This is a genomic window from Paenibacillus sp. GM2, assembly GCF_900069005.2.
Taxonomy (GTDB): Bacteria; Bacillota; Bacilli; order Paenibacillales; family Paenibacillaceae; genus Fontibacillus.
Window position 1 is genome coordinate 98,011 of the sequence record NZ_LN831272.1, and the last position, 6,000, is coordinate 104,010.

General features: G+C 48.5%; 5 protein-coding genes. 1 reads left to right on the forward strand and 4 read right to left on the reverse strand.

Features of this window, described 5'->3' with window-relative positions:
- Positions 1–108: 108 nt before the first annotated feature.
- The 4 genes from BN1360_RS00570 to BN1360_RS00585 form a co-directional block, all read right to left on the reverse strand.
- Positions 109–825: a Cthe_2314 family HEPN domain-containing protein gene (locus BN1360_RS00570; protein WP_068777991.1), complete on the reverse strand. Its 717-nt coding sequence runs from the start codon at positions 823–825 to the stop codon at positions 109–111.
- Positions 826–1,102: 277 nt separating this feature from the next.
- The gene (locus BN1360_RS00575) at positions 1,103–2,869 is read right to left on the reverse strand and encodes a UbiD family decarboxylase (RefSeq protein ID WP_068777970.1); all 1,767 of its coding nucleotides are present in this window, start codon (positions 2,867–2,869) and stop codon (positions 1,103–1,105) included.
- 244 nt (positions 2,870–3,113) lie between these two features.
- Positions 3,114–4,085, reverse strand: coding sequence for a COX15/CtaA family protein (locus BN1360_RS00580; protein ID WP_148466488.1), 972 nt, complete (start codon positions 4,083–4,085; stop codon positions 3,114–3,116).
- 167 nt (positions 4,086–4,252) lie between these two features.
- Positions 4,253–4,618, reverse strand: a complete 366-nt coding sequence (locus BN1360_RS00585; protein WP_068777971.1) for a thioredoxin family protein — start codon at positions 4,616–4,618, stop codon at positions 4,253–4,255.
- A gap of 370 nt (positions 4,619–4,988) precedes the next feature.
- Here BN1360_RS00585 and BN1360_RS00590 point away from each other — a divergent pair.
- Positions 4,989–6,000, forward strand: a 1,012-nt coding sequence (locus tag BN1360_RS00590; RefSeq protein ID WP_068777972.1) for a DUF2515 family protein, incomplete at its 3' end; no start/stop codon positions are given.

A 6,000-nucleotide genomic window follows, 5' to 3' on the forward strand; every position in this document is an offset into this window, starting at 1 on the left:
GAAATTTTAGGTTTATGTTTCTGAAACTATTCTGAGTATAGTAACATTCTCACAGTTTGTCAAAGGAAATTTGACACAGTTCACATTTTCGGCGTCACACCACGTATTTTATCTCTCGGACAACTGCTTCCATCTTTGATTGGTGTAGCTAAAAACCGCTCCAAGCGTCTCACACACCATCTGATAACCTTGCTCCAAATCGCGGAGATGCAGGTCCAGGTTTTCCAGCTCGATTTTACCAAACAAGGCCTGGTGCCGTTGCCACAAATCGTCGCGCAATTCTGAGTTCATATAATGGATCTCCGTATTGCGGCGGCGTCGAAGTTCAGATAAAGCTTCGCGATATTGATTTTTGATGACGTTCAAGTCTTTGCCCAATTCAGCATGCTTCGAAATGAGCTGAAGCTGACGCAGCACCGTAAAGAACGAAAAATGAGGCTTAATCTTGGCCATCTTCATATCAAACAACTCGTTAAGCACAGTTCCCAGCTTGTCCAAAACCGCAAAAACACGTATAAATCCATCTTTATAGAAAAATACGTATCGGGCATAATCCTCTCGCTCTACCAACTCCATGTCTTCTACCGAATCATGCGTAACCTTCTTACGGAACAGACTTGAGGCGAACAAGCACTCCTCCAGTTCATCGAGCGATGAGATCAATCCCAGAATCCAAATCTCAAGCTTGCGATAATCATGTGTCGGGTCCTGTTTAAGCTTGATTTCACGACGCAGTATACGGATGGTCTCCTTCATCGCCTTATGCGCCTTGTCCAGTCTCTCCTCCGGTTGTCTGGGCGGCTCCCCAAGCAAGCTACGCAGCATGTACATTCCTCGCTTCCTGCTAGAAGTTGTGCAAAAAATCCCGCGATTGATCGCAAAGTGGATCAGGAATGAATTGACAGCAAATCTTAAATCAGCCGGGTCTACGCGGATGCTTGCAAATCGCCTTGTTTTTTCCGGAAACAACCCAAGTGTTTACGCGGTTGTTTTCTCCGAAAAAGCATGCAGCTCTCTCCCAGACCCAACTTTATCCAGACCTCTTGACCCTAAAAAGCGAAACCTTTTGAAATACGGTTAGTGATCAATTGCTATTTCTCAATTATACAAAATAGCTTTTCCAACGCTCATCCACTAATTTTACAATATCCTCCCGAGGGAACAGTTCATCCGGATACCCCGGCTTCATTCGAGCATCAATCACGATCGGCAGACTATAGACGAGATGGTGCTGACGCACCTCACTTGCCGTATAAATATCGCTCGCTGGATTGAAGCGGGTGAACACAGTCCAGAGGAATGACGTCTGATCAAACGTTACTGTCTTGGCATCGTCAACCAATACGACGAACGGCCAAGCGGTTCCCCGTTCCCGTAAACGTGCCAGAACACGTTCAGCTAATTCCGGCTCGTCCTCATAGGATGCACCGGATACGACAAGACATCCGTCATGGAAGACAGAAATTTGACTGATCTCAGCGAGATCCCCTTCATCATAGGTCTTCGGCAGCTTCCGGACAGGTTCGCCAACCCCGATCATAATCGCTTTACTGCCGTGGTTCAGCTTATGCCCTGTATAGTCCAGTGTGTCATGTGAAGTATTGTTAATGATGAACAGATCGCTTCGCGGATCAAAGCGTTCCAGCACGGTCTTCAACAGCAGACGGAAGTCGGCCAGATCGACCTTCTGATCCGTCAGCATCAGAAACTTGGTTAATGATAGCTGGCCTTCGCCGAGAATGCGGAAGCCGGCCACCAGCGCTTCACGGGAATAGCTCTCCCGCACTACCGCGGACGATAGCGCATGGAAGCCGCTCTCCGCATAGGTCCACAGGGAATGAACCTTCGGCATCACAAGCGGGAATGCCGGAGACAACAGCTTCTGCAGGAAATCTCCCAGGTAGTAGTCCTCCTGACGCGGCTTGCCCACAATCGTTGCCGGATATATCGCATTTTTCCGATGCCACATGTTCTTTACCTGCAGCACCGGAAAATCATGCTGCAAGGAATAGTAACCGAAATGATCACCAAACGGTCCTTCCGGACGGCGTTCGAATGGAGGCACTACGCCCTGAATGGCGAATTCGACCTCCGCTGGAATCCGATGTCCACCCAGTGGATTATCAACCATCGGCAATTTCTCACCCAGGATAAATGAAGCTACCAGCAGCTCTGATAAATTCTCAGGCACCGGAGAAATCGCCGAGGCAATCATCGCTGGCGGGCCGCCAATAAAGACGGATACCGGCAGGGCTTGTCCCATCTTCTCCGCTTCATGGTAATGGAAGCCGCCGCCCTTTTGAATTTGCCAGTGTACGCCTGTCGTCTGATCATCATAGATTTGAATCCGGTACATGCCGAGGTTGTTCTCTTTCGGATGAAGCGGATTCTCTGTATAGACTAAAGGCAACGTTACAAAAGGACCGCCATCAAGCTGCCAGCTTGTCAGCTTCGGAAGCTCGCGCAGAGGCGCATCCTGCTTGCATACCTCAAGAATCGGCGCCTTACTCTTCGGCACGCTTTTCAGCCCTACCTTGAGCACTTCCCGTATCAAGCCGCGCTCATTCCAGATCGCCTTTGGATTTGGCGGCATAATGCGGTCCAGCATCGTAACCAATTGATTGGCAAGCTGCTCCGGACGAGGTCCAAACGCCAGCTCAACGCGGCGGATCGTTCCGAATAAATTCGTCGCCACCGGGAATGGAGTTCCCTTCACATTTGTGAACAGCAATGCAGGTCCATTATCATCAATGACCCGGCGGTGGATTTCCGCCAATTCCAAGTAGGGATCAACCGGAGCATCGATAATCGTCAGTTCATTCTCCCTCTGAAGCATATCTATCCAATCACGCAAATTTTTGTAGCCCATTTCAAATTTCCTCCCTGAACAGCCTGGATTGCCGTATCTATATATCTGTCGTCTTTATGATTTCAATGATTTAATATTCCACTTCACAGTATAGCAGTTACTCGCGTTTCTTTCTGCCAAGACCAACAACAGATTCATGACAAATGGCAAATATGAAGCAAAGCCCGCGAGCAGATCGTGGACTTTTGTTCTCACTATATTTTATAAGATCAAATGAAATCATGGGATCAAGAGTCCGGTTGAGCTATGCATCGACCCGCTTGCCGCTAACTTTGCTGGAGCTTAGTTTGCTGAGCTGCCACGTTCTGACGCTCAAATAACATAACACCCCGAATAACGAAGCGAGCACGATAATATGAGCAAGTGAAGTAAACAAGTAAACTTCGAAATTGTTCAAAGTAAATACAATCCCTGCACCTGTGAACACCTGAATGATGATCAGGACCGTTGCAGCGACGCCTAATTTACGAATTTCCCTGTGATGCGGATGCTTCCAATATGCCAAATGTCCGACTAACGCGATGAGTACCAGAAGCAGCAGAGCCGCGATACGGTGAATAAAAGCGACCCCTGTCCCGCCGGTCAGATCGGGGATCAGCTCATTATTGCACAGCGGCCATCCACTGCAGCCCCCCGCTGAATCCGTATGGCTGACATAGGCTCCTATGTATACAACGATATAAGTATATAATGTGGCAAACCAGGTTAAATTGCGAAAACCGATCGATACCGATAATGCATCGGACTGAGCAGGCGCCGAACCGGAATTCTTCTCCGCTGTCTCTTCAGTGCGTATTCCTAGCACTAACATAATTGAACTTGCAAAAGCAATTAGTGAGAAGCCAAAATGAAGGGCCATCACTCCGGACGAGGTAGGATAAATTACCGCCATCGCCCCCATAAACGCTTGTACCATCACAAAAATTAGCGCCAGCAGAGCGTAAAGCTGCAGGTCCTTGCGGTTTTTACGATACAGCCAAAAAGCGACGAATGCGCCTACGGCAAGCAATCCCGCGGCTCCGCTTACGGCCCGATGCGAGTATTCAATCATCGATGCAAGCGTATGGGCCGGAACAAATTTCCCGTTGCAAAGCGGCCATTCATTGCCGCAGCCAAGCCCCGACTCCGTCTTCGTCACCACGCTCCCGCCCAGGGTAGCGAGGAACATCACAAAACAGGACAGATAACTAAGCCATTTCAAATGCTTTGTCTTCAATGATTCTCACCCGCTATAACAAAGTGTTAGGAAATTTTCACAATTGATACCACTTCATTATACCTGATATCCACGATGCAATCATAGGGGAACATGACAAAATATTCAAAAACAAAACACGCCGCCCGCCAAATTAATTGGGGACAGCGTGCCTGTTCGGATCGGTCTTAGTTTTCTCGTCTCTCTGAAGTATTGTGAAGGGCCGAATATACCTCCAGCGCTTTATTCAGGAAATCCTCGATCTCCTCGCGCGATTTACGGAGTTTATTAACAAAACGAACGAGTTCTCTACCGTCCGTATAAGCGACAAAGCTAGGAATGCCCATGATGTTCTGTTCCTGACTTACGTCTCCGACCTGATCGACATCGACCTCAACAAGGGTCAAGCGGTCTTCATACTTTTGCTCTACTTCAGGCATGAACGGGTCCATAAATTTGCAATCCACGCACCAGTCTGCTTTAAATACAGCGACTACCAAATGGCTGGATTGAATGCTGACTTGAAACTCCTCAGCGGAAGTAACTTTTCTCATTGACTTTCATTCCCTTCTCCTAATGTTTTTCTCCAAATCGATGTACCTCTAGTCAATCAAATTGAAGTGTGGAAGTCAAATATTTCGGCCATACTTATAGAAGTTGTTCACATGGTCTGCTCCTCAGCTCAATTTAACTGAAGCGTTACAAAAAAACAAGTTGGGACTGAGTAAGGAACAAGCTGAAAAGTGGATGACCGGTATGAAATACAATGCGGTGAGTCTGTAGAGATTAGCTGAGTATTGTAAAACTGGAAGGCTATTTTGATCCACATCGGAAGCATAAGCTTCGATGCTGGGAACGACCTTTTGAAATACACACTTATTTTAACTACACGACAACATGCTTTGAAGAAAGCGAGGTCCAACCATGACGCAGCAAATTCCCCCTGATCCGGATAACACGTCCAAAGACGGTCTAAGAAAATTGATTCTTCGCCTACCTTCAGCGATCAGCGAAGTTGTCAAAGACAAGACTGCTCAATGGACCAATTCCAGCAAATTAAGGGAAGAGCGATTGCCCCTGGACTGGAACGAGGCTGCAGTCAATGCGGTTAAAGCGGAAATTGAAGATCTGCTGCGCCGCAAACCGGCAATTGGAAGCAGTGCCGAGTCCTGGACAGAAGCCGAGCTAGAGCTTGCCGAAGAGATCACCGACGCAACCCGTAAAGCCGAGATTAGCAATATTACGCGAACCGAAGCTTATTGGCAGTTTTATGTGCAATATCCAGAGGTGCATTGGGCCTTCCTGGCACATATGGTATCGCGTAACGCCGGCTGGTGGATGACTGATCTGAAGGGGAGCAGATTACAGAATGCCCTCGACGAAGCGGGAAAACAGTCTTTCTATCGTTTTTTTGAGCGCAGCAATGCACTTATTTTCCAGGATGCTTATCCGCAGCTTCTACTCTATGCCAAAAGCCGTGAAATAGGCCGGAGCCTGTTCCACCTGCTACCGCATTTTCATGTCTCCCGCTTCATGCAGCCCTTCTGGCAGCGGTTTTGGATCGATCGCAGCAGCCCGCTACTGACTGTTGGGCTTATCATTAATGAGCAGAACTATATAGACAAGCAGGTCTTTCGCCATCCGCATTATCAGCTATCAATGGATGATTTGAATGGACCCGCTTTGGTTCAATTGCTCGGCATGAATCACATCATATTCCCGCTGCTGAAGAACAGCAGGGCTGAAGACGGACTCAAGGAATATGAGTCCGCAGGCGACGGGCAAGACTGCCCTGAATCCGGCGATGTGCACCGGCTGGCCGGTCGCAGCGTCGTTAACCCGGTCAGTCTGCCCGCCCGCATCGCGCTAGGCAAGAGCCTGTACGCGATGCTGTTTGGCCTGCGCGCCGTGCACAGCGGCGCACAGCGCTTCGCCG